We start from the raw sequence: 2,231 nt of genomic DNA, 5'->3' as shown, positions 1-2,231 counted from the left end.
CGGCACCGACAGCCCGCCGACCGAGGACGCCCCGCCCATGCCCGCCATCATCGCGGCTCCGCCGGCCGGCGAGGTGGCGCCCGCCAGCGTCGTGCCGAAACCCAAACCCGCGCCGAGGGGGGCGGTGTCGCCCATGACGACACCGTACGGGGCGGCGGCCATGAAGTGCCCGAGCAGTGGGAGCGTCGCGGTCATCATCGCGGTGTTCCAGGCCAGCGTCACACCGACGTTGTAAATGCCATTGCTCACGATAGGCGCGCCGAACAAGCCGTTGAGAGCTGTCAAGATGCTGTCGGGGGTGTCCTGCGCCGCGCTGGCCGCAGGGTTGGCGGCCGCACTCACCGCGTTTTGCAGGCTACCGAGCGTATTGTTCAGCGTCGCTGAGGTCCCGTTGCTGCCGACGGCGTTGCTGACCGCCGCAGCTTGCTGTCCCTGCCCGGCTGGGTTGGTGGTCTCGGCCGGCGGGGTCAATGGTGACAGCGTCGCGGCTGCTGCCGAAGCGCGCGCGTAGCCGTACATCGCGGCGGCGTCCTGCGCCCAAACTTCGGCGTACATGGCCTCGTTGGCCGCGATCGCAGGGGTGTTTTGGCCCAGGATAGTAGTTGCGACGAGCGCCGCCAGCGTTGCTCGGTTGGCGGCGATAACCGGGGGCGGGATTACGGCGGCAAAGGCCGTCTCGTACGCGGCCGCCGACGCGGTCGCTTGGGTCGCTGCTTCCTGTAGCTGCGCGGAAGTGGTGTTCAGCCAACCGATATAGGGCTGAGCCGCGGCCGACATTGCCTGTGACGACGGCCCCTGCCACTGCGAGCCGAGTTCGTTGATCACCGCCTCGTAGGATGCCGCGTTCGAGCTCAATTCCGAGCTGAGGCCGCTGAACGCCGACGAGGCGGCCATCAGCGGTCCCGCTCCGGCGCCGGAGTATATGAGTGCGGAGTTGATCTCCGGGGGTCGCGCTGCGAAATCAAAAACCATTTTTCTAGTCCCGTCCCTTACTGATCGGATTTGCGCTTGATGGTTTAACCGGCGGGCGTTGGCCGCCCGGATTCCTAGGTGATCGTCGGCATGGGAACCGTTGGCATTACCTTGGGCTTGACGCCGTAGCGCGGCGCCCCGAAGCTCGAGCCGCCGCGACCGCCATTGGCGACCGCGGGCATGCCGGCAATGCCGGGTCCCATGCCACCAGTGGTCGGTGCGGCGCTGGTCCAGCTCTGAGACGCCAACGTGACGGGCGTGCTGGCCGACGGAATTCCGGCTCCGCCGGCCCAGCTGGGCGGCACCGACAGGGCGCCGATGGACGACCCTTGGCCGACCCCGGCCAATACCGGCGCAGCGCCGAGGCCTCCGGCGCCGCCAACGGCCGCCGCCGGAGCGTAGTCGCCGGCCAAGCCGGCTCCCAAGCCCCCGAGGTCGGCTCCAGCGGTCGAGGGACCGGCAAGCGCAGTCAAAAGACCGCCGCCGCCCATTCCGATCAAGTCCGATTCGGCGGAGGCGAAGTTGCCCACCTCATTTAGCGGCACCTGGATGAGGTTGCGCGACAAGCCGCCGGCACCAGTTCCGGGGTTAAGGAAGGACGTCAGGTTGTTGATGAAGTCGGTGATCGGCGTGTCGGATTGCGCAGTCGACGCCGCGGACGACGCCGAATTCGACAGCGACGACGCGGCGGCTCCGGCCTGGTTGGCCGCCTCCGTCTCTTGGTAGGAGCCAGAGGAGCTCTGTAGGAGATTCACGAATTGCTGGTGAATGGCCTGTGCTTGGGCGCTGACGGTTTGGTAAAGCTGCCCGTAGGTAGAGAACACGCCGCTCTGCAAGATCGACACCTCGTCGGAAGCCGCCGGGGAGAGGGCTGTGGTCGGGGCTGCGGCGGCCGAGCTCTCCGCGGAAAACGAGTTGCCGATGCCTTCTAGCTGGGTCGCGGCCGCGGCTATCGCTGCGGGCGCTGTTGTCACGAAAGCCATGTATCTCTCCTGGTGGAAATTGGCCGACCCAAACGGGGTCGGCCACAGTGGTCAGTTCGGTGTGTGCTGGAATCCGGCGTCGGGTCCACGGCTACACCATGACGTAATTTGGGCGGGGTGGCATAGCTGGTTAATGGCTTCTTAACGTTTGGGCAGAACTTTTAACACATCCCTAGCAGCCGCTGGCTGCTTCGGGCGTGTACGGGCTCCGGCGTCGACGCGCTAAGTTCGTCGTTGGCCCCCATAGCCCAATCGGCAGAGGCAGCGGACTTAAAA

2 protein-coding genes are annotated in these 2,231 nt (G+C 66.5%); both read right to left on the bottom strand.

Translation table 11 applies throughout. The features are described from left to right. On the bottom strand, positions 1-972 hold a 972-nt coding region (locus WBF82_RS12225), incomplete at its 3' end, for a PPE family protein (protein ID WP_424383289.1). 74 nt (positions 973-1,046) lie between these two features. Continuing rightward, complete coding sequence (locus tag WBF82_RS12220; RefSeq protein WP_424383288.1) at positions 1,047-1,955, bottom strand: PPE family protein, SVP subgroup; 909 nt, start codon at positions 1,953-1,955, stop codon at positions 1,047-1,049. Positions 1,956-2,231 lie beyond the last annotated feature (276 nt).

This window comes from Mycobacterium sp. (assembly GCF_049673265.1).
In the GTDB taxonomy this organism is placed as follows: domain Bacteria; phylum Actinomycetota; class Actinomycetes; order Mycobacteriales; family Mycobacteriaceae; genus Mycobacterium.
Note: the sequence above shows the minus strand (reverse complement) of the source record. Positions and strands in the feature narration are given on the sequence as shown.